This is a genomic window from Sphingobium fluminis, assembly GCF_037723805.1.
Classification (GTDB): Bacteria; Pseudomonadota; Alphaproteobacteria; order Sphingomonadales; family Sphingomonadaceae; genus Sphingobium.
This window is the reverse complement of the sequence record NZ_JBBJUK010000003.1, coordinates 65,724-91,459: the sequence shown is the minus strand read 5'-3', so window position 1 is coordinate 91,459 and position 25,736 is coordinate 65,724. Positions and strand designations below refer to the sequence as shown.

Below are 25,736 nucleotides of genomic sequence, written 5' to 3'. Positions count from 1 at the left end.
TCGTCCTTCAGGAAATATCAGGGCGCTTTTTCAGGCGGCAGGTCGAAATAATCTTCCGTGCGCTTACGTGACTGGGTCAGCAATTCGACGTTCCGCTGTGGCCGCGCCTGCACCGACGGCTGAGTCAATTGCGCGGCGGTGGGCGGCGTTTCGCCACCCACGGGGATGGCCGGCGATGGCTGGCCGGCAAGCGGTTTCAACGGCTCGCGCCCGCCACAAGCACCCAGTGCCGCCAGCAGGCCTGCCGCCGCCCATAGTCTCGCGATCCTCATGCTCTGCTCTCCAGTTCGCCGCGCGCCTGTGCGATCCGCGCGCGCACCTGATCCGGCGCGGTCCCACCATGGCTTTTACGACTCGCCACCGACGCATCCACCGTCAACACCGCATAGACCCGCTCGTCGAGCCGCGCATCGATCGCCGTCAGTTCGCCAAGCGGCAGATCCGCGAGCGCCACGCCGGCCTGCTCCGCCGCCGCCACCGCGCGCCCGGTGATATGATGCGCCTCGCGGAACGGCACGTTCGCCTCCCGCACCAGCCAGTCGGCAAGGTCCGTCGCGGTTGCAAAGCCGCTTTCCGCCAATGCCCGCATCCGGTCGGTGCGGAACGTCACCGTCGCGATCATGCCGGTCATCGCCGCGATCGACAGGCCAATGAGGTCATGCGCCTCGAACACCGGCGGCTTGTCGTCCTGCATATCCTTGGAATAGGCGAGCGGCAGGCCCTTCATCGTCACGCACAGCGCGGTCATACACCCCATGATCCGCCCGGCATGGCCGCGCACCAGTTCGGCGGCGTCGGGATTGCGCTTTTGCGGCATGATCGAACTGCCGGTCGAATAGGCGTCGGGCAGCTTGATGAAGCCGAAGGGCTGGCTCGCCCAGATGATGAACTCTTCGGCCAGCCGCGACAGATGCAGCGCCAGCTGAGTCCCCGCCATCAGATAGTCGAGCGCGAAATCCCGGTCCGACACGCTGTCCAGACTATTGTCGGTCGGCCGCGCAAAGCCGAGCGCCGCCGCCGTCGCATGACGATCGATCGGAAAGCCGGTCCCCGCCAGCGCCGCCGCGCCCAGCGGGCATTCGTCCAGCCGCGCGCGCGCGTCAGCAAAACGGCTGCGGTCGCGCCGGATCATCTCATAATAGGCCATCAGATGATGGCCCAGCGTCACCGGCTGCGCGGATTGCAGATGGGTAAAGCCCGGCATCACCGCGTCGGCATGTTCCGCCGCCCGGTCGAGCAGCGCGCGCTGCAAGCCGATCAGCCCCGCCTCGACCTCCTCGATGGCGTCGCGCACCCACAGGCGGAAATCGGTCGCCACCTGATCATTGCGCGAGCGCGCCGTGTGCAGCCGCCCCGCAGTCGGGCCAATCAGCTCTGCAAGCCGCGATTCCGTCGCCATATGAATATCTTCAAGGTCGAGATCGACCGGCACGCCGTGCGCCGCATATTCGGCGGCCACGGTGTCCAGCCCTTTCGAAATCGCCGCCGCATCCTCTTCCGAAACGATGCCCTGTTGCGCCAGCATCGCGACATGCGCCTGCGATCCGGCGATATCCTGCCGCCACAATCGCTTGTCGAAGGGGATGGAGGCATTTATCTCACGCATGACGGCGGCCGGCCCGGCCGCGAAACGACCGCCCCACATGCTATTGGAGCCAGCTTCCGTGAAACCTTCCTTGCGATCGGTAATGACACTGCTCCTGGCTGTCGGGCTTGGCGGCTGCGATAGGCAATCGCCGCAGCCAGAGCAACCCAAGGCGCAGGCAAAGGTGGGCAACGCGCCTGCGACCAGCGGCGAAGCGCCCGGTGGCTCGACCCCTGAATCGAGCTACAGGCTCGATCGCAGCAAGGCAGGAACGCCAGCGCCGGATTTCGCCTTTGGCGAACCCGATGGCGGCGACGCCAGTTTGCAGGATGTCGCGGGACGTCCGATGCTCGTCAACCTGTGGGCGACCTGGTGCGCGCCCTGCGTGGCCGAAATGCCGACGCTCGACGCCATCGCCAAGGAATATGGTCCCAAGGGCCTCGCGGTCTTCACCATCTCGCAGGACACGCAGGGCAAAAGCGCAGCGGGGCCCTTCTTCGCCAAACATGCGCTCCCGCACCTGAAGGCTTGGACCGATCCTGACAATAATTTCGGTTTCCACTATGCGACGGGCCTTCTGCCCACGACCGTCATCTATGACGCGCGGGGCAAGGAAATGCTGCGCGTCATCGGCTCGCTGGACTGGAACGGCAAGGAAGCGCGCGCGCTGATCGACGCCGCGATGGCAAGCTGAAAGCGGCGCGTTGCTGCCGATGCCCCCTAAACATCTATCCGTGGCGTATGGATGCGCCTCGTCCGTTAACGTCGGCAAGCCCCTCCACCGGAGACCGCTCATGAAGATGCTCGTCGCGCTCCTCGCCTCGTTCGCCGCCTTGCCGGCCAGTGCCCAACCGACGCCGACGATTCCGGCCAGACTCCCCTATTCCCCTTCCGTCCGTGCGGGCGACACGCTCTACATTTCGGGTCAGATCGGCCAGATACCCGTGGGCATGGACCCTCACAAGGAAGGCTTCGAGGCGGCGGTCAAAGCCGCGATGGACTCGATCGGCAAGATTCTCGCCGCCAGCGGCCTTGATTTCGGCCATGTCGTCAAATGCACGGTCATGCTGGACGACATGGCCGACTGGCCACGCTTCAACACGATCTACACGCCTTATTTCGCAGGCAAGCGCCTGCCCGCCCGCAGTGCCTTCGGCACGGACGGCCTGGCCTTAGGCGCGCCCGTCGAGGTGGAGTGCATCGCGACGTTCGCGCAGTAAGGCTCTCTTGGGCTGCGTTATGCACTCCAGCAGAGATATGATCCTGATTTAAGGCGCTATGTTCCAAATCGTCATCCCCACGCAGGCGGGGACCCACAGCGGCGAAATGGGTCCCCGCCTGCGCGGGGATGACGAATGTGTTTCAAGCGAGGATATGACGCCAACTCCAGACTAGCCATGACGTCCAGGCCTCAAGCGCCCACCGCCCGCGCCTCCCTGATCACCAGCACCGGCACGCCATCGCGCACCGGATAGGCCAGCCCCGCAGCCTCGGACACCAGCTCGCTGCGCTCCGCATCCCAGCGCAGCGGGGTCCGCGTCACCGGACACACCAATATGGCGAGTAAATCCGGGTCGATCACCCCGCTCACTGCATCGTCGCCCCGCCGTCGCGCTCGATCCGGCCGAATATCTGCATCAACTGGATCGTCAGCTCCGACCGTTCTCGCAGAGAATCCGCTTCCAGCAAGGTCTGCTTGGCCGCGGGATCGAACGGCGCGATCTGCGCGATGCCGTTGACGAGCGATGCGTCGTCCAGCCGCGACACCGCCGACCAGTCCACGACATAACCCATCGCCGCCGCAAAACGCCGCGACTCCTGCTCCAGCGCCGCGCGCTCGACCGACGCCAGCACATCGCCCGGGTCGTCCAGCACCTGCTCGACCTCGGCCTCGATCTGGCGGAACTGGGTCGACACCGGTAACTCGCGCACCACCCGAAACCGCGCCAGCCCATGCAGTACGATGTTGAACCGCCCATCCTCCAGCGCGTCGATCTGGGCGATATGGCCAAGGCACCCGACGTCGAACAAAGGCGGCACCGCGCCGCCGGCGCGCGGCTGGATCATGCCGATGCGCCGGTCGCGCGCCATCGCATCGTGGATCAGCGCGCGATAGCGCGGCTCGAATATATGCAGCGGCAGGTCCATGCCCGGTAGCAGCAGGACGCCGGGCAATGGAAATATGGAAACCCGCGCCATCGCCGGCCCGTCAGGCGAACAGTATCTGCGACAGCCGCCGCCGCTGCGCCGACACCCAGGGATCTTCCAGCCCGACCGCCTCGAACAGCGTCAGCAACTGCGCGCGCGCCGCGCCTTCATGCCATTCCCGGTCGCGCCGCACGATCTCCAGCAGCGCCTCGGCCGCGCCGTCCCGATCGCCATTGGCCATCAGCCCGCCCGCCAGCTCGAACCGCGCTTCATGATCGTCGGGATCGGCCGCGACCTTCGCTTCCACCACCGAAAGATCGGCCACCGGCCTTGCGTCCCGCGCCAGCGCGATCGCCGCGCGCGCCCGGTCGATGGCCTGATCCTTGGCGACCTCCGCCGGGAGCGCCGCCAGCACCGCTTCCGCCTCATCCAGCCGGCCGAGCGCCGTCAGCGCCCGCGCCCGGCCCGACGCGATTTCGGCATGATCGGGGACCATCGCGTCGATCTGGTCGAAAATCGACAACGCCCGCTCCGCATCGCCCGCTGCCAGCGACTCTTCGCCCATGGCGATCAGCGGCGCGATCTCCAACGCCTGCGACTTTTCTTCCGACTCGATCGGCAGCTGCTTGAGCAATTGGTCCAGCATCTGCTTGAGCTGACCTTCGGTCCGCGCCTGGCTGAGGTCCGCGACCGGCTGGCCCTGAAACACCGCATAGACGGTCGGGATCGACTGCACCCGGAACTGGCTGGCGATGAAGCCGTTCTGATCGACATCGACCTTGACCAGCTTGACGCCCTTGGACGCATAGTCGGCGCAGACCTTTTCGATCACCGGCCCAAGCTGCTTGCAGGGGCCGCACCATTCGGCCCAGAAATCGACGATCACCAACTGGGTGCGCGAAGGCTCCACCACATCCTGGCGAAACTCTTCGATCTGCGCCTTTTCGGTGTCGCTCAGTCCCAGGGTCGCCACGCTTCTAGTCTCCTGCCATGCGGTTGATCGCCGCCTCCATACAGCGCAATATGGGGGGCGTCACCCTCCCGGCACAAGGTCAGCACCGGGAGGAGGAGAATGGCCTCAAAAAGTATAGCCGACGCCCAGCGCGCCGACCCACTGGTTCCGCGAACCCGCGACATCGACGATGGGCGAGTCCGCATAGCGCCCGAGGACCCTGGAATATCCACCCAGCGCGAACACCGCCCAGCCCTTGCGCAGATCGCCCGACAGCGACTTGCCTGCCGTGATATTGGCCGACATCTTCTTGAAGCCCGCCTTGTCCCCGGCGCGGCCATAGACAGGCAGGCCGCTCGCCGCGAAACCGGCAGGCGACACGTCATAATAATAGCTGCCATATTTCTTGCCGACATATTCCGCCGACACGCCGATGCCCACGAACGTCGTCATCGACAGCGGCGTCACATATTCGATCGCCGGGGTGATGACATAGCCCTTGTGCGCGCCGCCCACATCCTTGGTCACCGCGACGCGCGCCGATAGATTGTCATAGGCGCTGGTAAACACGCCGGTCTTGCCCAGACCCACGAACCCACCGACCTCGATCGCCGTATCCAGCTTGCCGAGCGCCCGGACGGCATTGTCCTTGATCGCCTTCCGGCTGGTCCGGTCGAGCCGCACATTGACCACCGGCCCGAGTTCGAAGTCCACGCCATTTTCGTCGCTATTGGGGATGGCGTCGACATAAAGCGCGGTGCCGCGCGTCCAGAAAGCGAAGTCGTGCACCTTGCCGCGCGCCTGAGCGATCGGGATGGCGCGATAATCGTCCGACCCCTCATAGCTCGGTATATAGGCCCCGCCGACGCCGATGGTCAGCGAGCTATGCTGCGGCTCATCCTGCGCGAAAGCCGGAGCCGCGACGAAAGTTACCGCGAGCGAGAGCGCCGCAGCTAGCGGACGAAGATGGTTCATGCTGGCCCCTGTTCACCTGAAATATGGATTGGACATCAGAATGTTTCGCGGCGGTCACGGTTCCGCTAAACATGGATTAGAAAAAATATTTGATCCTGATGTCCTGCCGCACCCCCGCCCCGTCGATCGGGAATCGTGCGGACGAAAAGCTCGGCGCGCCGAAGCGCAACACCGGATTGCGCGAAAAGCCGACCCCCTCGCGCGGAATACCGGCAAAAGTGTCGAGCCGGCCATTGCCATTTTCATCATGGATGATCGCAATGGCGTAGTCGCCCGGATCGATCATGCCCAAAGCGATGACGTCGCCGCTCGCCGCGACGCTGAAATGATGGCTCGCAGCGTCCCCCGAACAGTCGGGGAAATGATCGGGCGACCGCGTCAGGCAAATGAGGATGCGTCCCTTGGTCGATCGCAACCCGGCGACGGCCATCGTTAACGGCTGCGGCTGCCCGGTGCCCCCGGCCCCGGTCAGCATCGCCATCAGGGCGCAGGCCATAAGCCTGGACATCCTCATGGCTTCACCTGCCCGAATGCGCCAAGCCCCCGGTCGGTGCCGCACAGCCGATCCCACAGCCGAAAATACAGGCCGTAATTGCAGGCGTATAGATCATGATGCCGCTGATGATGCGTCGCGGTGATCAGCCATCCGCCCAGCGGCCCCCGCACCAGCCAGCGCGGGAACATCTCCCATCCCATATGATTGCTTACCCCCATCACCGTCATGACCGTCAGCACCACGCCCAGCGCCGCGACATGAACAGGGATCGCGAACACCAAAATCGGGATCACCACAGCGCCCGTCAGCGCCTCCCAGGGGTGAAAGCTCATCGCCGCCCACGCGGTCGGCGGGCGGCTGGCATGGTGCACGGCATGCGCGATGCGGAACGGCCGTGGCCGGTGCATCCAGCGATGCGTCCAATAGAACCAGGCGTCGTGCGCGAACAGATAGAGCAGCACCGAAACGGGCAGATACCACAAGGGAAAGTCGGTCAAATCGGTATAGATGCGCGTCCATCCCCGCGCCTGCCATCCCCACGCGACGATCCCCGCCGGAACGCCATAGATGATCGCCGACGCCAGCGACCAGCCGATCTCGCGCCTGATCTGCGGCCCCAGCCCCCGGTACAGGCCCGGCTGCCGCACCCGAGTGGCCAGCGCAAAACCCCCGCTCGCCAGCAGATAGCGCGCTCCGACGATCGCACTCATGGCGATCATGGAGAAGGAAAGGGCAGCGACCATCCTCCGCTTATATCCCAACATGCCGGTCATCCCAGCGAAAGCTGGGATCGCGCTTTTTTCGGCGTCCGAACAAGAAAGCGCGATTCCCGGCTGTGCTGTAAGACGGCATGATCAGGTCCGTGGCCGCGCCTGCCGATAGCTGCCAAGCACCCTTACCGACTTGGTATGAAATTCCAGCTCGGCGAGCGCCCGGTCCACGCCCGCATCACCCGGCATCCCCTCGATATCGCAGTAGAATTCGGTCGCCGCAAAGCTCGCCCCGCGCTGATAGCTTTCGAGCTTGGTCATATTGACGCCGTTGGTGGCAAAGCCTCCCATCGCCTTGTAGAGCGCCGCGGGCACATTTTTCACTTCGAACAGAAAGGTCGTCATGACCGGCCCTGCCCCGGCCGCCGGGGTCAGCGGTTCCTTCGCCAGCACCAGGAAGCGCGTCATATTATCGTCGCTATCCTCGATATTCTCCGCGACTAGGCGAAGTCCGTAAATATCGGCGGCAAGATAGGGCGCGATCGCCCCGTCGCCCGGCACCCCCGCCTCTGCCACCAGCGCCGCCGCACCCGCCGTGTCGGCATAGGAAACCGGCTGTATCCCCCGCTCGCGCAGATAATGGCGGCACTGTCCCAGCGCCTGCGGATGGCTGATCGCGTTTTTGACCGGCGTCGAATCGATCGCCATCAGGCAGTGGCGAATGCGCAGGAAATATTCGTCGATGATCGACAGGCCCGATTCGGGCAGCAGGAAATGCATGTCGGCCACGCGCCCGTGCAGGCTGTTTTCGATCGGGATGATCGCGCGCGCGGCCTGCCCCGATCGCACCGCGTCGATCGCATCCTCGAACGCGAAACAGGGCAACGGCACGCAATCGGGCGCATAGCCCAATGCGGCGAGATGGGAATTGGCGCCGGGCGCGCCCTGATAGGCGACGGCGCGAGCCGGATCGGCGGCGGCCCTGCGGGCCATGTCGGCGACGAGCAGGCGGGCGGGAGCGGGATAGTTTTCCATGAGCGACAGCGCGCTTAGGCATTCGGGCGCGCACACGCAAGCGCGCGCCGGGAAAGCCCATGCCGAAAGCACCGCCATGGCTGTCGTCCCGGCTTGCGCGTTCGCACTTGCGCCATTATGGCAGCGCGCTAGAGGGGGCGGGAAAACAAGCCGCCAGAACAGAAATTCAAGGGAAATCGAGCGAATGGGCGATCGTTTCAACACCATTGCGGGCTGGACGTTGTTCGCGGGCATCATCGCGCTCGGCGGGGGTATCGTCAGCTCGAAATATTTCCATGACGAACGCCCCGAAGAGATGGGCTACGCCATCGAGGGCGTCGAAGCGGAAGGCGCCGGCGGCGCTGCGGCCGGCCCCGGCCTCAACACACTGCTTGCCAAGGCGGACGTCGCGGCGGGCGAAAAGATATTCGCCAAATGCGCCGCCTGCCACACCGTAAACCAGGGCGGAGCGAACGGCATCGGCCCCAACCTCTACGCGACGGTCGGCGAAAAGGTCGCCGAGGGCAAGGCCGGCTTCGCCTTCTCCGACGCACTCAAGAAAAAGGGCGGTGCCTGGACATTCGAGGCGCTGGATCACTGGTTGACCAGCCCCCGCGATTTCGCCCCCGGCACGAAAATGACCTTTGCAGGTCTCGGCAACCCGGCCGATCGCGCGAACCTCATCGCCTGGCTGAACACGCAGGGGTCGAACCTGCCGCTGCCGGCCGCCGACGCCGCACCGGCTGCTGCTGGCGACAATACCGCCGCCGGTAACGCGACGGGCAACGCCGCCAACGCGGCCGCCCCGGCGGATAACGCCGCGAGCAAGTAAGACGGGGCGGCAATCCGCCTCCTGTCGAAACGAAAACGGGCGCGGCATTCACTGCCGCGCCCGTTTTTCTTTCGCTGCCAAGCTGGCGGACGGCTAAGCCCCAACCCCGGACCGCATGTTTCACGAACGGCATCGATATGTTCTCCGGCGAACGCCGGGGAACAGGAGTCCGATACAGCCGCGCGTCCCACTCTGGACCCCGGCCTCCGCCGGGTAACAGGGATTTTCTTCAGAAATTCACCCTGCCCGCTTAGCTAACCCGCGTCGATCGCCGTCTCCTCAAGACAGCATCGGCGTCATCCCCGGATCGCCCTTCGCCATCGCCCGCTGATAGGCGGGGCGCGCGCCGATCCTGCCAAGATAGGCGGCGATATCGGGATAGGGGCCAAGGTCGCGCGGCGCAAAGACGCGCATCGTGGTCAGGGCGAAGACGGTCATGATATCCGCCGCCGTGAACGCCGCACCGGCCAGATAGTCCACCTCGCCCAGTCGCGCCTCGATCAGCGCATAGCTGCGCTCGTACCGGTCGGACAGCGAATGCACCACCGGATTGTCCGAGCCCGCCCCCAGCATCGTCGCGATCACCGCGGTCATCGCGCTCGGCATCAGCGTGCCGTTGGCGAAGTGAAACCAGAACAGATAATCGGCAAAGGCAGGATCATCGGCGCCGACCGTCAGCCGACCCGCCCCATAGCGGCCGATGATGTAATCGATGATCGCGCCGGACTCGCCCAGAACGAGACCGCCATCGGTAATGACCGGCGCGATGCCCATCGGATGAAGCGCCTTATACGCAGCCGGCGCGAGCCGCGTCACCGGGTCGCGATCATAGATTACCAACTCATAGGGAATGGCCAGCTCCTCGCAGAGCCAGATGATCCGTTCGGACTGCGAAACGCCAAGATGGTGAACGGTCAGCATGAAGATCCTCTCTGTCGGCATCGGTCGGCAGGCCCGCGCGACGCGCTCGCCCGCATCTATACGTAGCGAAGGGGTGGATGTTCAATTGCGTCGACTATTTCAGCGTCGCATCTCCACGCCGCGCATCGATCGATCCTCGCCAAGCCTGATCACCAGATCCGCCCGGCCGGGCATCTCATGCAATATATGCCGGGTCAGCCGCTCATAATGCTGGATAAAGCGCTCCACTCCCGCGTCGGACATGACACCGGGGGCCTCTTTGCCGGCCACCGCGCGCAACGCCTGCTCTTGCTGGGAGCGCCAAGCCTGGACGACCCCGAAATTCGGGGCGGCAAGCAGCACCATCAGGTCGATGCGCGCAAACAGCGGCTGATAGGGCCCCGCCAGCGCCATATTGGCATAGCGCCGCCATATTCCCTCCGCATCCTCCTCGCGTTCCAGCGCATTGACCGGCGCGCCGAGCGCTGCTGCTGCCTGCGGCCGGGCCCCCACGCACCAGCCCTCCAGAATGAGCAGCCGGGTGCCCGCCTCCGCTTTGTCCCATGCGGTTGGGGGCAGGCGATCGTCCGCCGCCTTGTCGAACCGGGGCAGCCACGTCGCCTCGCCTCGCTCCAGCGCGGCGATCACATCGAGACCCAGCGCGACGTCATGCGTCCCCGGCACACCGCGCGTCCGCAGCAGCGGGTGCACCGTCCGCGCTAGCCCTTCTCTTGCCGCCCGTGTCTTGTAGAGATCGTCGATCGAAAGGATGGCGGTCGCGACGCCTTCCCCTTCCAGTCGCGCCTTCAAGCCCGCCGCCAGGGTCGATTTTCCGCTGCCTTGCGCCCCGCAGAGCCCAAGCAGGACCAGGCGACCATTCGCTCCCGTCAGGGCGTGGCGCGCTGCTTCCGCCACGACGTCCAGCGCATCCCGCCCCTGTGCCAATCGCCAGCCTTTCCTACAAACAGGCACTCATGATATCAGGGTAGCGCCGGCTCATTCTCACTGTCCGCCCCTTCAACGCCATTTGTAATTATATTTCACCGCCACGCAATAAATGCCAACGATGTGCGGGAAGTTTGTGAAGTTAAGCCCAAATCGTCAGCGTTCGGCTATCAGCAGCTTGTCGATCTTGCGCCCGTCCATATCCACGATCTCGAACCGCCAGCCCTGATCCTCGGCATAGTCGCCGACCTCCGGCAACCGCTTGAGCAGCCACAGCGCATGGCCGGCGACGGTCGCATAGTCGCGATCCTCGGGCAGCGCGATGTCGATCCGCTCGGCCAGCAGGTCCACCGGCATCTGACCCGACACGAGCAGGCTGCCATCCTCGCGCTCGACCAGATCGGGCTCGTCATACCCATCACGGTCCGACGCGAAATGGCCGGCGATCGCCGACAACAGGTCGGCCGGCGTCGCAATCCCCTCGAAATGGCCATATTCGTCATGGACCATCACCATCGGCACCTCGGCGCGCCGCAGCACTTCGAGCGCATCCATGGCGTCGACCTGATCGGGCACTACCTCCCCCTTGCGCATCAGTGCGCCAAGGTTAAGCGGCTCGCCCCGGAACAGGGCCGTCATGATATCGCGCGCCTGGACGATACCGACGATGTCCTCCACCGATCCGCGCCCCACCGGCAATCGCGTGTGGGGGGTTTCCAGCAGCCTTGCCCGGATCGTCGCATCATCGGCATTCAGGTCGATCCAGTCGACATCCATCCGCTGCGTCATCACCTCGCGCACCGGACGGTCCGCGAGCCGCACCACGCCGGAAATGATCGCGCGCTCACTTTCCTCGATCACGCCCGAGCGGCTCGCCTCGGCGAAGATCAGGTGCAATTCCTCGGCCGTCACATGGTTTTCGGATTCGCGCTGAAGCCGCAGCAATTTGAAGATAAGGGCGCTCGACCCGTCGAGCACCCATACGATCGGCGCGGTGATCTTCGACAGCCACAGCATCGGCCCGGCCACGAGCACCGCGATCGGCTCCGGCGCACGCAAGGCAAATTGCTTTGGCACCAGCTCGCCGATGATCAGCGAGGCATAAGTGGTCAGGCCGATGACCACCGCAAAACCCACGGTGTCGGCCATGGTCGCCGGCACACCGAGCGCTTGTAACCGCTGGCCCGTGGGTCCGCCAAGGCTGGCGCCCGAATAGGCGCCCGCGATGATGCCGATCAGCGTGATGCCGATCTGGACCGTGGACAGAAATTTCCCCGGATCTGACGCCAGCATCAGCGCGGTCTGCGCGCCGCGCCGTCCCGCTTTCTCCATCGCCTGCAATCGCGGCTTGCGGGCCGACACGATCGCCAGTTCCGACATGGCGAACAACCCGTTCAACCCGACAAGTGCGAGGATGATGACAAGGTCGACCCAGGGAAAGGGCGTCAGCGATGGGGGGAGGGGCGTGGCCATATGGTCTCTTGCCCTATAACCTCAATTCTTTCATTTTCACAACCATCCCCTCATCGGGAGTTCAGTTCGGCTGTGGAACAAAGCGCTCCGCTCGACCATTGGGTGCGCATCCGTCCGGGACGGATTTCTGATAAGACAAGGGAACAGAATATGCGGATTTCTCATCGGATCATGGGCGCGGCAGGCCTTGCCGCCATGCTGGCCACCACCGCCTGCACTACCGATCCCAACACCGGCGAACGGACGATTTCCAAGGCCGCGATCGGCGGCATCGGTGGCGCGCTCGGCGGCTATCTGCTGGGCGACCTCGTCGGCGGTCGGCATGATCGCACCGAAAAGATTCTCGGCGCCGGCATCGGCGCGGTCGCCGGCGCTGGGATCGGTGCCTATATGGACGGGCAGGAACGCAAGCTGCGCGAACAGACCGCGGGTACGGGCGTCGACGTGATACGCGATGGCGACAACCTCGTCCTGCGGATGCCGTCGGGCATTACCTTCGCTTATAATGATGCGGCGGTGCAGCCGCAGTTTCAACCGACGCTCAACAATGTTTCGTCGGTGCTGGCGCAATATCCCAAAACCTATATCGACGTTTACGGTCATACCGACAGTGACGGGTCCGACGCCTATAATCAGACACTGTCGGAGCGGCGCGCACAATCCGTGGCCGCCTATCTGGCCAGCCACGGCGTCCAGTCGGCCCGGATCGCGACCCGCGGCTTTGGCGAGACCCAGCCGATTGCGTCCAACGCGACCGAAGAAGGCAAGGCAGCCAATCGCCGCGTCGAAATCAAGATAGCGCCCGTCACCGAAGGCGATATGCGCTAACGTGCCTGCCTGCCGGTCCGGGCCAATCGGCCCGGACCGGCTATCAGAAGCTCGCCTTCAGCCCGTCGATCACGAACTGCGCCGCGAGCGCCGAGAGCAGCACCCCCAACAGCCGGGTGATGACCGCTTCGATCTTGCTGCCGAGCAGCGCCATCAGGGGCCCCGCCGCCAGCAGCGATGCGAGCATGAGCGCCAGGGTGAGCGTCACAGCGCCCAGCACGACGGCCCGCTCCATCATGCCATCGGCCCGCGACATCAGCAGCATGACGGTGGCGATCGATCCCGGCCCCGCGATCATCGGCATCGCCATGGGAAAGACCGAGACATCCTCGACTTCGGGCGTCTCCGCGATCTTTTGCGCCCGGTCCTCGCGCCGCTGCGTGCGCTTTTCGAACACCATGTCCATCGCGATCATGAACAACATGATGCCGCCTGCGATGCGAAAACTGCTGAGCGCGATGCCGAGCGTGCCGAGCAATTGTTTGCCCCAAAGCGCAAAGACCAGCAGAATCACCGCCGCGATGCCGACCGCCCGGATGGCCATCGCCCGCCGCTGCGGCCCGCTCGCGCCATTGGTCAGGCTCGCGTAGATCGGCGCGCATCCCAGCGGATCGATGACCACGAACAGCGTGATGAATGCGGAAACGAACAGCGCATTCATGAGCCGGGAGCCACTTTATCGTCGATCACCGTCTCATAGCCCTCGCCGGTCCACATCCTGACCGTGACACGCCGCCCGCCATCAGGCGCAGCCTCCGCGGACCATGTCAGGCTGTCGTCTGGTGTCGAAGCGCCCCGCTTGCAGGTAGCGACCCGGCCCGTCAGATATTCGGGCACCTCGCGCGCCGTCGCCAGCTCGTCGCCATGGTCCATGATCCATTTCCACGCGCCCTTTTTGCCCCGGCGCCAGATGGTCGTGAAATAGCCTGCGGTTCCGTCGGGCCGCGTCCAGTTGCCCGTACTGGCGGCCAGATTGCCGTCGCAGGAGACATAGACCATCGCGGGAGACCAGACGACGGACGCGGGCGGATCGGCCCGCCCTTTGAGCCAGGCCAGCGCCGCAACGCGCTGGGGCATGAACATCACCGCGTCCTTATCCGCCGTTTCGCGAAAGGCGGTCCATTGCCCCTTTTGCTGCGCCAGCCGGTTGAAGGCGATCTCCGCCGCGATCACGGAACTCGGATCGGGCTGAAACCGCATCGGCGGCCGGGCGCCGATCAGCGCGAAACAGACAAGTCCAAGCGTGACGCCACGCCGCGTCATAGCCCGGTGGGCTTGGGCAACCCCTCACGCAAATGCGCCGCGACCAGCGTATTGCGCAGCAGCACGGCAATCGTCATCGGTCCGACGCCGCCCGGCACCGGGGTGATCGCACGGACATGGGCCAGCGCCTCCGCCGTCGCGACATCGCCGACCAGCCGGGTCTTGCCCTCATCGCCATCGGCGATCCGGTTAATGCCGACATCGATGACGGTCGCGCCGGGCTTGATCCATTCGCCCTTGACCATTTCGGCCCGGCCCACGGCGGCAACGACGATGTCGGCGCGATGGACGACGCTTGCCAGGTCGCGGGTGCGGCTGTGCGCGATCGTGACGGTACAGTTTTCCGCCAGCAGCAGCTGCGCCATCGGCTTGCCGACGATGTTGGAGCGGCCGACGACCACGGCTTCCAGCCCCGACAGATCGCCCAGTTCATCCTTCAGCAGCATGATGCAGCCGAGCGGCGTGCAGGGCACGAACGCCTCCTGCCCCGTCGCGAGCTTGCCCGAATTGATGACGTGGAAGCCGTCGACATCCTTGGCCGGATCGATGGCGGTGATGATGTCGGCCTCGCTGATATGCGCGGGTAGCGGCAGCTGGACGAGAATGGCGTCGACCCGGTCGTCGGCGTTCAGTTCTTCGACCAGGTCGAGCAATTCCTCTTCGCCGATGCTCGCCGGCAGCTTGAACTCGAAGCTTTCCATGCCCGCCGCAAGCGTCATCTTGCCCTTGCTGCGGACATAGACGGCGCTCGCCGGGTCCTCCCCCACCAGCACGACGGCGAGACCGGGCTTGCGGCCCGCCTGAGCGGCGAATGCCGCGACCCCGTCGGCCACCTTGTCGCGCAGGGTGGCGGCGAATGCCTTGCCGTCGATGATCTTGCCGATAGTCATGCCTGCGTCCCCTGATCGGTGATGGCGTCCGTTATTTTAAGCGATTTGGCTGCGCTGGACCGCGGCCCCACCCTCGATCCGCGAGTGCTCCGGACCGTCACACCAGGCCGAACAGCGGCGGCAGCACCGCCTGCCGAATGATGAGGATGGCGAGCAGCACCACCATCGGCGTCAGGTCGAGCGCGCCGAGATCGGGCATGACCTTACGGATCGGATTATAGATCGGCGCGGTCATCCGGTCGAGCGCGACCATGATCGTGCGCACGAAATCGCTGTAGGTGTTGATCACATTGAAGGCGATCAGCCAGCTCATGATCGCCTGAATGATGATGATCCACCACAGGACGTCGAGCAGGATGATGATGATCTGATAGAGCGCGTAGGCCATGCCGTCTCCGAATTGAATGCCGCCGCTTTAGCCGAGGCCGCCACCGGGCCACAAGTGAAGATGACCGATTCACGCATCAGTCCGCAGCCGCGCCGTTTTGGGTGACACAACTGACACGGCACGCGCGGAGGAGATGGGCCGATCGCCGACGGTAACAGGAACTGTTCAAGGAGCCGCCCGCCATACAGCGCAAAGCGGGTTTGTAGGACAGCGCTGGCCAGGACCGATCCGCATTGAAGGGGATTTTCGCGCAGAGGCGCAGACGACGCGGAGAGAGATATATTTGTCCCGATTGAGTGCGCCTGACCGGAAAATGAAGAAGATAGGCCCGCCTTTACCAACCGATCCGCGTCCTCCGCGCCTCCGCGCGAAAAAGGTGCAAGTGCGCTTCGCCTCCGCTCAGCACAGACCCCTTCGACCGCCAGCCTGCGGCAGGCGCTCAGGACAGGCTTCGACTTCGCTCAGGGTGAGCGGTTCACATGCAGCGCTTGACGCTTTAGCGCCGCACCAGCGTGCCCGCGCCGCGATCGGTGAATATTTCCAGCAGCATGGCGTGCGGCACCCGTCCATCCAGGATGACGGCCGCCTCCACGCCACCTTCGACCGCCTTGACGCAGGTTTCCAGCTTGGGGATCATGCCACCCGAAATCGTGCCGTCCTGTTGCAATATGGCAATGGCCGCCGGATCGAGATCGGTCAGCAACTGCCCCTGCTTGTCCATCACCCCCGCGACATCGGTGAGCAGGAAGAAGCGTGCCGCGCCGAGTTCCGATGCGATCGCGCCGGCCATGGTATCGGCGTTGACATTATAGGTGTGGCCGTCCGCGCCGATCCCGACCGGGGCGACGACCGGAATGATCCCATCCTGAGTCAGCGTATCGAGAATGCGCCGATCGACGGAGACAGGATCGCCGACGAAGCCCAGATCGACATTGCGTTCGATGCCCGAATTGGGGTCGGCCTCGCGCCTGCCGGCGACCTTTTCGCACAGAACGAGCCCGCCATCCTTGCCCGAAATACCCACGGCGCGCCCGCCCGCACCCGCGATCCAGCCGACGATTTCCTTGTTGATGGAACCGGCCAGCACCATTTCGGCGATCTGCGCGGTTTCGGCGTCGGTGACGCGCAGTCCGCCGACGAATTTCGATTCGACGCCCAGCTTTTTGAGCATCGCGCCGATCTGCGGCCCGCCGCCATGCACGACGACGACATTGATGCCGACCGCCTTCATCAGCACCACATCTTCGGCGAAATCGCGCGCGGCTTCCGGGTCGCCCATCGCGTGACCGCCATATTTGACCACGAAAGTACGGCCCGCATAACGCTGCATATAGGGCAGCGCCTCGACGAGGGTCTCGGCCTTGGCGAGCAGCGCGGGGTCGGGATCATATCTACTGGTCATGCGCGGGCGCATAGGACCAATGCGGCGGCACCGCAAGCCAGCGGTCCCGCAGGAGGACGGCGCAGCATCGGAATGAGGCGCGGCGGCGCACGGCCGCCTGCCTCATGTTCAGGGGGCGAGCCGGTAGCGGACGCCCATGGCCTGCGCCAGATGACGCAGGCGGCGCTCGACCGCCTCGCCATAAAGGTCGATGTCCGCGCCGCCGAGCCCGAGCGTCAGCACGCCCTGTTCCATGTCCAGCCGCGAGGCGGCGAGCGGCCCTTCGACACCGCCCGACAATCGCTGGCCCAGCCGGATCGCGAGACCCCACAAAGCCGCCCGGCGTAGTGCTTCCGGGGCGGCCAGCCGCTCGACCCCCTGCGGCACGGTGACGCCGCCACCGAAATTGCTGTGCAGCGCCTGAGCGAGCATCCCCCGCTCCGCCGCGCTGATGCCGACCCAGTTGCCGTGCAGCGCGATTTCGACGCCTCGCTCCGCGCGAAAGTCGGGATTTGCGCGCCAGCCGACATCGGCGAGCAGGCAGGCCGCGCGGCGGATGCGACGCCAGGCGCTGTCATCCTCCAGGAACAGCGGCGCCATCCACCGGTCGATCATGGCGCCGTGGCCGGCAAAGCGTGCCTGCGCCTCGCCTTCCGCCTCGGCCGCGATCAGCAGCGGATCGGTCGCCCGGACATCGGCCGGCAGATCCTCGTAGAGCAGGCCCTCGCGCAGGCCATAGGCGGACACGACGAGGCCGGATGAGCCGAGCTGGCGCACCATGACCGAAAGCAGCGCAGCCGCATCGGGCAGGGTCGGCACGCGTGATCCGGTCATCGCCGGAATGCCCTTCAGCCGGGCGCGCCCGACATGGGACACGATGCGGGTGAGTTGCTCCGCCCGCGGCGCTGTCATTTCATATTGATGGACTACGGGCAGCGGAAAATGCGTCAGTTGCATGTCGAAGCGGGCGAGCGCGCGCCATGATCCGCCGACGAGGTAGAAAGGGAGACTCGGCGCGCTCGTCCAATCCGCCTTGTTCAGCATCTTGCGCACCAGCCGTTCGAGTACCGCCGCGCCCTTTGCCCGGATCTGCGGCAGGCGCAGGACGCCAAGCGGCAGGGATATGGTCTCATGCACCGCGCCGTCGCGTACCCGCGCCAGTTCCAGACTGCCGCCGCCCAAGTCGCCGACGATGCCGTTCGCACCCGGAATCCCCGACAGGACCCCATGGGCCGCGGCCAGGGCTTCCTGCCGACCCGACAGCAATTCGACGGTCAGGCCCATGGCCAGCGCGCGCGCGATGAATTCCGGGCCATTGGCAGCGTCGCGCACGGCGGCGGTGGCGACGCAGCGCAGCTCCTCGACCTCCATCTCCCGGCACAAATGGGCAAAGCGGCCGATCGCGCGAAGGCCGCGCTCCATCGCGTCGGGCTCGATTCGGCCCGTCTTGCCAAGCGATGCGCCGAGGCCCGCCATCACCTTTTCGTTGAACAGAATGAAAGGAATCCGGCGCGGGCCGTCATAGACGACCAGCCGGACGCTGTTCGATCCGATGTCGATGATGGCCATGCGCGCGGTAGATGGCGACGACGACTGGGAGTCGGCAAGCGCGCGCACGCGGCTGAGCATGGAGTTCATGCGCGGATCAGCCCCGCCCGCGCAGCCGGAGCGTCGGCACCGCCGCCGCACCCAGCGCCGCGCCACGGCCCGAAAGCGACGGGTTGGTCATGAAATAGCGATGCAGGTTGAACGGCTTGTCGCCCGATGCGACACGCTGATAATGGCCGTCAGCCTCCAGCACCCAGCTTTGTTCGGTGTCGATCAGGTTGGCGACCATCACCTGATCCAATATCTGGTCGTGCACCGTCGGATTTTCCACGGGCAACAGGAATTCGACCCGCCGGTCGAAATTGCGCGGCATCCAGTCGGCCGAACTGATGAACACCAGCGCGCTGTTATTGGGCATCGCCTTGCCGTTGCCGAACACGGCGATGCGGCTATGTTCCAGGAAGCGCCCGACCACGGACCGGACGCGGATATTGTCCGACATGCCTGGAACGCCGGGGCGCAGGCAACATATGCCGCGCACGATCAGGTCGATCTCGACGCCCGCATTGCTGGCGGCATAGAGTTTTTCGATCAGCGCCGGATCGACCAGCGAATTCATCTTGGCCCAGATCGTTCCGGGCCGTCCGGCGCGGACATGATCGATTTCCGCGTCGATTAGGCTGCACAACCGGTCGCGCAGATCGCGGGGGGACATGACCAGCTTTTCCAGCCCCTGCGGTTCGACATAGCCCGTGATATAGTTGAACAACGCCGCCGCATCGCGGCCATAGCGCGGATCGGCGGTGAAGAAGCTGAGGTCCGTGTAGATGCGGGCGGTCACGGGATGATAATTGCCCGTGCCGAAATGGCAGTAGGTGCGAAACTGCTCGCCCTCGCGCCGCACCACCATCGAAATCTTGGCGTGCGTCTTCCAGTCGATGAAGCCGTAGACCACCTGAACCCCAGCGCGTTCCAGGGCGCTGGCCCAGAACAGATTCTGTTCCTCGTCGAAGCGGGCCTTGAGTTCGACCACCGCCGTCACCGACTTGCCCGCCTCCGCCGCATCGATCAGCGCGCGGATGACCGCCGATTGCTTGCCGGCGCGATACAGCGTCTGCTTGATCGCGACGACATCGGGGTCGAGCGCCGCCTGTTTGAGGAAGGCGACGACGACGTCGAAACTTTCATAGGGGTGATGGACGATGATGTCCTTTGCCCGGATCGCCGCGAAACAATCGCCGCCATATTCGCGAATGCGCTCGGGAAAGCGCGGGGCATAGGGTTCGAATTTGAGGTCGGGGCGGTCGGCGTCGACGATGCCGGACAGGTCGCCGATACCGACAAACCCCTCCACTTCCTCGACGATCGCGTCATGCCCCTGAAGCATGTCCTGCAACATTTCCTCGACCGGCTCGGGAATGCGCTCCTCGATCTCCATGCGGATGACGCGGCCGCGACGGCGGCGCTTGATGGCGCTGCGGAAATAGCGGACCAGATCCTCCGCTTCTTCCTCGATTTCGATGTCGCTGTCGCGGATGATGCGAAAGACGCCGCTGTTGCGCACGCGATAGCCGGGGAAAAGCTCACCCGAAAAGCGGCGGATCACCGCCTCCAGCGCCATGAAGCGCGCGGGATCTCCCGGCATGCGAACGAAGCGCGCGAGCGAGGACGGAATCATCACCAGTTCGCGGATCGGCTGTTTATCCGACAGCCGTTCGAGATCGAAGACGATCGACAGCCCCTGATTGGGAATGAAGGGAAAAGGGTGCGCGGGATCGAGCGCTTGGGGCGTGAGGATCGGGAAGACCTGGGTCAGAAAATGATGCCGCAGCCAGCTTTCGCAATCCGCGCTCAGCTCGCTCGCGGGGCCGATCACGTCCAACCCCACCTCGCGCAGTTCGCCATGGAGGATGCCCCATACCTTTTGCTGCGCCTGCATCAACCGCTTGCTTTCCTCGGTGATGGCGGCAAGTTGCTGCACGGGCGTCAGGCCATCGGCCGACCGCATGTCGACATCCTGAAGCTGCTGCCCCTTGAGCCCCGCGACCCGGACGCTGAAAAATTCGTCCAGGTTCGCGCCTGAGATCGACAGGAAACGCAGCCGCTCCAGCAGCGGATGGGCGCGGTTCATCGCTTCTTCCAGCACCCGCTGGTTGAACGCCAGCCAGGACAGCTCGCGGTTGAAATAGCGCTCGCCGGGCAGGATCAGGCTGGCGGATAAATCGGCTTCGGCCACTTCAGTCTCGCTTGGTTCAGGACGCGGGATCGGTCTGGACTATAGGCAAAAAGCCTGCCGCTTGCAGGGCTTGTTTCGCCAATGCGACGGAAATCTTGCGTCCCGATGACAGCGCGGCGTCATCGAGCAAGCGGGTGGTGGAGGCGATCGCGCGATAGCTGCGATCGATTCGGCGCAGCAGCCAGTCGGGTAGGTCGGGAGAATAGCTCGCCCCGGCGCGGTCGAGCCCCCGTTCGATCAGCGCCCGGGCCAGGATTTCGTCCGGCTCGGCGATCGCCACATGAGGCACCGCGGCGAGACGCGAGCGCAAGTCCGGCAGCGCGACGACCCATTGCCCCGGCGAAGCGTCGCCGATCAGCAGCAGCGGGCGGTAATCCGTCTTCGCTTCATTCCAGGCGTTGAACAGCGCCTGTTCGTCCCGCCGCTGCGCATCATCGATCACCGTGCCGTGGCTCATCGCTGCGAAGTGCCGCCCGAGCGTCGATCGCCCCGACAAGGATGGCCCGGTCAGCACGCTGATCGGCAAGGACCAGTCGCGCCACCCTTCCAGATGGCGCACCGCGATCCGGTTCGCCTCGCTCACCAGGAAATCTTCGGCCCCCTGGCCCGGCCAGTCGAACGGCAGGCTGATCTGGCTCATTGCTCGCCGGTGGTCGCGCCCGGCGTGGCGGGCGTGCCGGGCGCGGCACGTCGGACGATTCGCAAGGTCGTGCCGTTCACCGTGACGCCATAGCCCCGTGCCTGGAGCCCCGTGCGCAGCATCTCGACCGTGCCCTCGAAGCTCACCTGCATGACCGAAGTGCCGCCGAGCGCCAGGCTGCGCGTCGCGGCCGTGCGGACGCCGGGGATGGAGCGCACAACTGCCTCACCCGCGCTGACCGAGCCGACATCGGGGGTGTCGAACTGGATCGAATAGCTCGCGCCGGTGGACGAGACTGTCGGCAGGTCGAGCGTTTCGACCGGCAGGTCGGTGGCGTTTTCGATCGCGAGCGCATCGGGATCGACCGGTTCCTCGATGATGAGCGAGGGGTCGGGGCGCAGCCGGCCATCATTCAGCGCACGAATATAGAGTTCGTCGACGCGGCGGGCGGCTTCGTCCAGCATCGCGGGGATCGCGCTGTCGCTCGTCGCGCGCAGGGCGAAGCTGCCGATCAGCATGTTGTCCGGGCCATAGCGGGCCGTGAAGGTCCCGACCACCGGGCCACCGGGCCATTGCCGGTCGAGCCGGGCGATCGGGATGACCACGTCGGCCGCCCCATATTGGTCGAGCAGCACGCGCCACCACAGGCGGCTGCGGCGGCCTATCTGACCGGCATTGAGAAGAATGGGATCGGCGACCGACCCGGCAACGCGGACATAATCGATCGCGCTGTCACCCGTTCGATAGCGCGCCCAAGCCTTTTGCCATTCGTTGATCCGTTCGTAGGACACGGCCGAGCCGCCATCCCACAAGATTGGCAGCACCAGCAAGGGTGGCGACCGCATCACATTGCCCGACACGCCGAGCAACTGCCCGGTGCGCGCGCGGTCGAACAATATGCCGAGCGTCGCGACGTAGCGATTGGGGCCGGCCTGCTCATATTCGATTTCGATTCCGGAAATCATCGCTTCGAGTTGCGAATCGGACAGGCCCGGTGCGCCCCCATTCGGGCCGCCATGGGTGCGCGTCCACAGCATCCGCCACGCCTGTCGCTGCGCGAGACGCCAGCCTGCATGGCGGGCACTGTCGGCATCTTTGGCAAGCACATCCACCTTGACGCCGCGCACTTCGAAATCGCCGCCGCTGGCGATCGGCGGCACGCCGCGTTCGCCCTCCATCTGGGCAAAGAGCGCGGCGGCGGCGAGGCCGAGCATGATCGCGCCGACGATCTGCGCTGGCCGGCCCATCATGCGGACGAACCGGCGAAGGAATGGGTATGACGGGCGACCAAGGGCCGCGAGGACGGATGGGATTGGGCTCACGGGCGCCCTTTTGGCGAGATTTGCCCGCCATGCCAAGCGCCATTGACGGGATTTCCCCGACATGGACCCGCCCCCCGAAACGCTGTCGCCCGCCGCCCCGCCCTTGATAAAATCCGTCAAGGCTCTAGGGCGCTGAGCCATGAGCGAGACCGAATCCTATAGTTACGCCAGGGCTGGCGTCGATATCGCGGCGGGCAATGCGCTGGTGCGCGCCATCGCCCCCCTCGCCAAGGCGACGCGTCGTCCCGGTGCGGAAGCCGATCTGGGCGGCTTTGGCGGCTTCTTCGATCTCAAGGCGGCTGGCTATGACGACCCGTTGCTGGTCGCCGCCAATGACGGCGTCGGCACCAAGCTGAAGCTTGCGATCGACCATGATCGCCATGACGGCGTGGGCATCGACCTGGTCGCGATGTGCGTCAACGACCTGATCGTGCAGGGTGCCGAGCCGCTTTTCTTCCTCGATTATTACGCCACCGGCAAGCTGGAGAGCGGGGTCGCCGAGCGGGTCATCGCCGGCATCGCGCAAGGGTGCCGCATGGCGGGATGCGCGCTGATCGGCGGCGAGACCGCCGAGATGCCGGGCATGTATAGCCCCGGCGACTATGATCTCGCCGGCTTTTGCGTCGGCGCGGTGGAACGGGCCGGCGCGCTGACCGGATCGCGCGTGAAGGCCGGCGACGTGCTGCTCGGCCTCGCCTCTTCGGGCGTGCACAGCAACGGCTTTTCGCTGGTTCGCCGCCTCGCCGCAGACAAGGGCTGGAAGCTCGATCGCCCGGCGATTTTCGACAATGAAATGCTGCTGATCGACGCGCTGATGGCGCCGACCCGCATCTATGTGAAGAGCCTGTTGCCGCTGGTGCGCGCGGGCATGATCAATGCGCTTGCCCATATCACCGGCGGCGGCCTGCTGGAAAATATCCCGCGCGTCCTGCCCGAGGGCTGTCATGCCATGGTCGACGCCGACGGGTGGGAACAGCCGCGCCTGATGGCCTTCCTTCAGGCGCAGGGCCATATCGAGCCCGAGGAAATGGCGCGCACCTTCAACTGCGGCACCGGCATGGTGCTGAGCGTGGATGAACGCCATGTCGCGGGCGTCACCACAGCGCTGGAGGCTGCCGGCGAAACGGTCTTGCGGATCGGGACGGTCGAGCCGGGTCAGAAGGGTTGCACCGTTCGGGGCAGCACCGAAACCTGGAGCGCGAAATCGCCCTGGACCGCTACCCATTTGGGTTGAATCCCGAACGGGGGTTGGAAATGACCAAGGCCAAAGTCGCAGTCCTCATTTCCGGTCGCGGGTCGAACATGGCCGCGCTGCTCTATGCCGCCAAGGCCGCCGACTGCCCCTATGAGATCGTGCTGGTCGCCGCGAACGATTCCGAAGCGGCCGGCCTGACGCTGGCCGCCGCCGAGGGGATCGCGACCTTCGCCCACAGCCATAAGGGGCTGAAACGCGCCGAATTCGACGCGATCATCGACGCGCGACTGCGCGAGGCTGGCGCGCATTATGTCGCGCTGGCCGGCTATATGCGCCTATTGTCGCCCGAATTCGTCGCGAACTGGGAAGGGCGGATGCTCAACATTCATCCGAGCCTGCTGCCTAAATATAAGGGACTTAACACCCACGCCCAGGCGATCGCGGCCGGGGATAGTCACGCGGGCTGTTCGGTACATATCGTTACTGCCGAACTGGATGACGGCCCGGTGCTTGGCCAGACGCCGGTCGCGATCCTGCCCGGCGATTCGGAGGACAGCCTGGCCGCGCGCATCCTGATCGCCGAACATCAGCTTTATTCGCGCACATTGGCCGACTTCGTGACGCGCGAGCGCTCGCCCGACTATCTGCTCGCCAAGGTCCGCGAACGCGCGCTGGCCCTGCCGCAGGTGGATGAGGTGACGTCGCACGGCATGCCGTGCTTTGGCATCCTCAAGGGCAAGAAATTCGCCTATGTCTCGCACAATCATCATGGCGACGGCGTCGTCGCGCTGCTGGTCAAGACAACCGCCGCCGAGGAACAGGCGATGCTGATCGAAAGCGACCCGGCCCGCTATTACCGCCCCGCCTATTTCGGCGATGGCTGGGTCGGCATAAGGCTGGACCTTGGCGATACCGACTGGGACCAGATCGCCGAGCGGCTGCATGCCGGCTGGCGGCAGGTCGCGCCGAGGAAGCTGCTCGGATTGATGGACATCGCCGAGGAATTTTAAGGGTTCATCGGCGTGAGCGGTCCGCCTGCCCTTTCTTTCCCCTGACCCGATCCCCATAGAGTTCAGCCATGACCGACAGCGCCCCGCACCCGCCCGCGATCGAGATCGCCAACCTCACCAAGGTTTATGCAGGCGGCAAGCGCGCGCTGGACGACATGTCCCTCTCCATCCCGCGCGGCCAGATCTACGGCCTGCTGGGGCCGAACGGCGCGGGCAAATCGACGACGATCAATATCCTCGCGGGCCTCGTCAACAAGACGTCCGGCACGGCCAGCATCTGGGGCTTCGATATCGACGCGAACCCGCGCAACGCCAAAAATTCCATCGGCATCGTGCCGCAGGAGATCGTGTTCGATCCCTTCTTCACGCCACTGGAAACGCTGGAAAATCAGGCCGGCTATTATGGCGTACCGCAGGAACGGCGACGCTCGATGGAATTGCTTCGCGCGGTCCATCTGGACGACAAGGCCAACGCCTTCGCGCGCACCCTGTCGGGCGGCATGAAACGGCGGCTGCTCGTCGCCAAGGCGATGGTGCACAGCCCGCCGATCCTGGTGCTGGACGAGCCGACCGCCGGGGTCGACGTGCAGTTGCGCCAGCAGCTATGGGCCTATGTGCGCGAACTCAATGCGCTGGGCGTCACCATCGTGCTGACGACCCATTATCTGGAGGAAGCCGAGGAGCTGTGCGACCGGATCGGCATCATCAATCATGGCAAGCTCATCACCGACATGCCGACGCAGGAACTGCTCGCGATGGCGCAGGAGAAAGTGGTGCAGGTGACGGTGGATCGCGACATCGTCACCCCGCCATCCGACCCCTGTTTCGAAAAGGTCGAATGGCGCGGCGATCGCACGCTCACCATCACCTATATGAAGGACCGGGCCAATGCCGGGCAGGTGTTGAGCGCGGTGCAGAGGGGCGGTCTCGCCATCGTCGATGTAGTGACGCGCGACCCGGATCTGGAAGATGTGTTCCTCAATCTGACATCGGCCGCTTAGAGCC

28 protein-coding genes are annotated in these 25,736 nt (G+C 65.1%); 7 read left to right on the top strand and 21 right to left on the bottom strand.

Annotated elements, in window-relative coordinates; genetic code table 11:
* Window positions 1–17: 17 nt before the first annotated feature.
* Both WG907_RS09680 and argH read right to left on the bottom strand, forming a co-directional pair.
* On the bottom strand, window positions 18–272 hold the full coding sequence (locus WG907_RS09680; protein ID WP_340232571.1) for a hypothetical protein: 255 nt from the start codon (window positions 270–272) through the stop codon (window positions 18–20).
* On the bottom strand, window positions 269–1,645 hold the full coding sequence (argH, locus tag WG907_RS09675) for an argininosuccinate lyase (RefSeq protein WP_340232570.1): 1,377 nt from the start codon (window positions 1,643–1,645) through the stop codon (window positions 269–271). Before argH ends, WG907_RS09680 begins: the two co-directional genes overlap by 4 nt.
* Window positions 1,646–1,688: 43 nt before the next feature.
* Between argH and WG907_RS09670 the strand changes: the two genes are divergently transcribed.
* Together WG907_RS09670 and WG907_RS09665 are read left to right on the top strand one after the other, a co-directional pair.
* Complete coding sequence (locus WG907_RS09670) at window positions 1,689–2,279, top strand: TlpA family protein disulfide reductase (RefSeq protein ID WP_340232569.1); 591 nt, start codon at window positions 1,689–1,691, stop codon at window positions 2,277–2,279.
* 100 nt (window positions 2,280–2,379) lie between these two features.
* Window positions 2,380–2,805, top strand: a complete 426-nt coding sequence (locus WG907_RS09665) for a RidA family protein (RefSeq protein WP_340232568.1) — start codon at window positions 2,380–2,382, stop codon at window positions 2,803–2,805.
* 191 nt (window positions 2,806–2,996) lie between these two features.
* Here the strand turns inward: WG907_RS09665 and WG907_RS09660 are convergent, their stop codons facing one another.
* The 7 genes from WG907_RS09660 to WG907_RS09630 form a co-directional block, all read right to left on the bottom strand.
* Window positions 2,997–3,176 (bottom strand): Trm112 family protein, encoded by a 180-nt coding sequence (locus WG907_RS09660; RefSeq protein ID WP_340232567.1) that lies wholly within the window; start codon window positions 3,174–3,176, stop codon window positions 2,997–2,999.
* Window positions 3,173–3,784 carry an LON peptidase substrate-binding domain-containing protein gene (locus WG907_RS09655; RefSeq protein WP_340232566.1) on the bottom strand — a complete coding sequence of 204 codons (612 nt, stop codon included), beginning with the start codon at window positions 3,782–3,784 and terminating at the stop codon, window positions 3,173–3,175. Before WG907_RS09655 ends, WG907_RS09660 begins: the two co-directional genes overlap by 4 nt.
* Window positions 3,785–3,794: 10 nt before the next feature.
* Window positions 3,795–4,706, bottom strand: a complete 912-nt coding sequence (locus WG907_RS09650) for a tetratricopeptide repeat protein (RefSeq protein WP_340232565.1) — start codon at window positions 4,704–4,706, stop codon at window positions 3,795–3,797.
* A 105-nt stretch (window positions 4,707–4,811) separates the two neighbouring features.
* A complete protein-coding gene (locus WG907_RS09645) occupies window positions 4,812–5,660 on the bottom strand; it encodes a MipA/OmpV family protein (RefSeq protein ID WP_340232564.1) in 849 nt (282 codons plus the stop codon).
* 76 nt (window positions 5,661–5,736) lie between these two features.
* Window positions 5,737–6,174 (bottom strand): DUF2141 domain-containing protein, encoded by a 438-nt coding sequence (locus WG907_RS09640; protein WP_445326799.1) that lies wholly within the window; start codon window positions 6,172–6,174, stop codon window positions 5,737–5,739.
* Window positions 6,171–6,899 carry a sterol desaturase family protein gene (locus WG907_RS09635; protein WP_340232563.1) on the bottom strand — a complete coding sequence of 243 codons (729 nt, stop codon included), beginning with the start codon at window positions 6,897–6,899 and terminating at the stop codon, window positions 6,171–6,173. The genes WG907_RS09640 and WG907_RS09635 overlap by 4 nt, the downstream gene beginning before the upstream one ends.
* A 111-nt stretch (window positions 6,900–7,010) precedes the next feature.
* The gene (locus WG907_RS09630) at window positions 7,011–7,901 is read right to left on the bottom strand and encodes a prephenate dehydratase (RefSeq protein ID WP_340233019.1); all 891 of its coding nucleotides are present in this window, start codon (window positions 7,899–7,901) and stop codon (window positions 7,011–7,013) included.
* A gap of 184 nt (window positions 7,902–8,085) precedes the next feature.
* On the opposite strand from WG907_RS09630, the gene WG907_RS09625 reads away from it, so the two are divergent.
* Window positions 8,086–8,712, top strand: coding sequence for a c-type cytochrome (locus WG907_RS09625; protein ID WP_340232562.1), 627 nt, complete (start codon window positions 8,086–8,088; stop codon window positions 8,710–8,712).
* A gap of 279 nt (window positions 8,713–8,991) precedes the next feature.
* On the opposite strand, the gene WG907_RS09620 is transcribed toward WG907_RS09625, so the two are convergent.
* From WG907_RS09620 to WG907_RS09610, 3 genes are all read right to left on the bottom strand, one after another.
* The gene (locus WG907_RS09620; RefSeq protein ID WP_340232561.1) at window positions 8,992–9,633 is read right to left on the bottom strand and encodes a glutathione S-transferase family protein; all 642 of its coding nucleotides are present in this window, start codon (window positions 9,631–9,633) and stop codon (window positions 8,992–8,994) included.
* Between the two features lie 99 nt (window positions 9,634–9,732).
* Complete coding sequence (locus WG907_RS09615) at window positions 9,733–10,557, bottom strand: kinase (RefSeq protein WP_445326798.1); 825 nt, start codon at window positions 10,555–10,557, stop codon at window positions 9,733–9,735.
* Window positions 10,558–10,713: 156 nt separating this feature from the next.
* Window positions 10,714–12,030, bottom strand: a complete 1,317-nt coding sequence (locus WG907_RS09610) for a hemolysin family protein (RefSeq protein WP_340232560.1) — start codon at window positions 12,028–12,030, stop codon at window positions 10,714–10,716.
* Between the two features lie 150 nt (window positions 12,031–12,180).
* Between WG907_RS09610 and WG907_RS09605 the strand changes: the two genes are divergently transcribed.
* Entirely contained in the window at window positions 12,181–12,858 is a 678-nt protein-coding gene (locus WG907_RS09605; protein WP_340232559.1) for a YiaD family glycine zipper/OmpA-like lipoprotein, read from the top strand.
* 43 nt (window positions 12,859–12,901) lie between these two features.
* On the opposite strand, the gene WG907_RS09600 is transcribed toward WG907_RS09605, so the two are convergent.
* From WG907_RS09600 to WG907_RS09560, 9 genes are all read right to left on the bottom strand, one after another.
* Window positions 12,902–13,519, bottom strand: a complete 618-nt coding sequence (locus WG907_RS09600; RefSeq protein WP_340232558.1) for a MarC family protein — start codon at window positions 13,517–13,519, stop codon at window positions 12,902–12,904.
* Window positions 13,516–14,121: a Cif family virulence factor gene (locus WG907_RS09595; protein WP_340232557.1), complete on the bottom strand. Its 606-nt coding sequence runs from the start codon at window positions 14,119–14,121 to the stop codon at window positions 13,516–13,518. Before WG907_RS09595 ends, WG907_RS09600 begins: the two co-directional genes overlap by 4 nt.
* Entirely contained in the window at window positions 14,118–15,011 is an 894-nt protein-coding gene (gene folD, locus WG907_RS09590) for a bifunctional methylenetetrahydrofolate dehydrogenase/methenyltetrahydrofolate cyclohydrolase FolD (protein ID WP_340232556.1), read from the bottom strand. Before folD ends, WG907_RS09595 begins: the two co-directional genes overlap by 4 nt.
* Before the next feature lie 97 nt (window positions 15,012–15,108).
* Window positions 15,109–15,399: a YggT family protein gene (locus WG907_RS09585; protein WP_340232555.1), complete on the bottom strand. Its 291-nt coding sequence runs from the start codon at window positions 15,397–15,399 to the stop codon at window positions 15,109–15,111.
* Between the two features lie 496 nt (window positions 15,400–15,895).
* Window positions 15,896–16,813: an acetylglutamate kinase gene (gene argB / locus WG907_RS09580; protein ID WP_340232554.1), complete on the bottom strand. Its 918-nt coding sequence runs from the start codon at window positions 16,811–16,813 to the stop codon at window positions 15,896–15,898.
* Window positions 16,814–16,909: 96 nt separating this feature from the next.
* Window positions 16,910–18,418, bottom strand: a complete 1,509-nt coding sequence (locus WG907_RS09575) for a Ppx/GppA phosphatase family protein (RefSeq protein ID WP_340232553.1) — start codon at window positions 18,416–18,418, stop codon at window positions 16,910–16,912.
* Window positions 18,419–18,425: 7 nt separating this feature from the next.
* A complete protein-coding gene (locus WG907_RS09570) occupies window positions 18,426–20,564 on the bottom strand; it encodes an RNA degradosome polyphosphate kinase (protein WP_340232552.1) in 2,139 nt (712 codons plus the stop codon).
* A 16-nt stretch (window positions 20,565–20,580) separates the two neighbouring features.
* A complete protein-coding gene (locus WG907_RS09565; protein ID WP_340232551.1) occupies window positions 20,581–21,204 on the bottom strand; it encodes a P-loop NTPase family protein in 624 nt (207 codons plus the stop codon).
* The gene (locus WG907_RS09560; RefSeq protein ID WP_340232550.1) at window positions 21,201–22,454 is read right to left on the bottom strand and encodes a heavy-metal-associated domain-containing protein; all 1,254 of its coding nucleotides are present in this window, start codon (window positions 22,452–22,454) and stop codon (window positions 21,201–21,203) included. The genes WG907_RS09565 and WG907_RS09560 overlap by 4 nt, the downstream gene beginning before the upstream one ends.
* 211 nt (window positions 22,455–22,665) lie before the next feature.
* On the opposite strand from WG907_RS09560, the gene purM reads away from it, so the two are divergent.
* From purM to WG907_RS09545, 3 genes are all read left to right on the top strand, one after another.
* Window positions 22,666–23,760 (top strand): phosphoribosylformylglycinamidine cyclo-ligase, encoded by a 1,095-nt coding sequence (gene purM, locus WG907_RS09555; RefSeq protein WP_340232549.1) that lies wholly within the window; start codon window positions 22,666–22,668, stop codon window positions 23,758–23,760.
* 20 nt (window positions 23,761–23,780) lie between these two features.
* Window positions 23,781–24,731: a phosphoribosylglycinamide formyltransferase gene (gene purN, locus WG907_RS09550; protein WP_340232548.1), complete on the top strand. Its 951-nt coding sequence runs from the start codon at window positions 23,781–23,783 to the stop codon at window positions 24,729–24,731.
* A gap of 68 nt (window positions 24,732–24,799) precedes the next feature.
* Window positions 24,800–25,732: an ABC transporter ATP-binding protein gene (locus WG907_RS09545; RefSeq protein WP_340232547.1), complete on the top strand. Its 933-nt coding sequence runs from the start codon at window positions 24,800–24,802 to the stop codon at window positions 25,730–25,732.
* Window positions 25,733–25,736 lie beyond the last annotated feature (4 nt).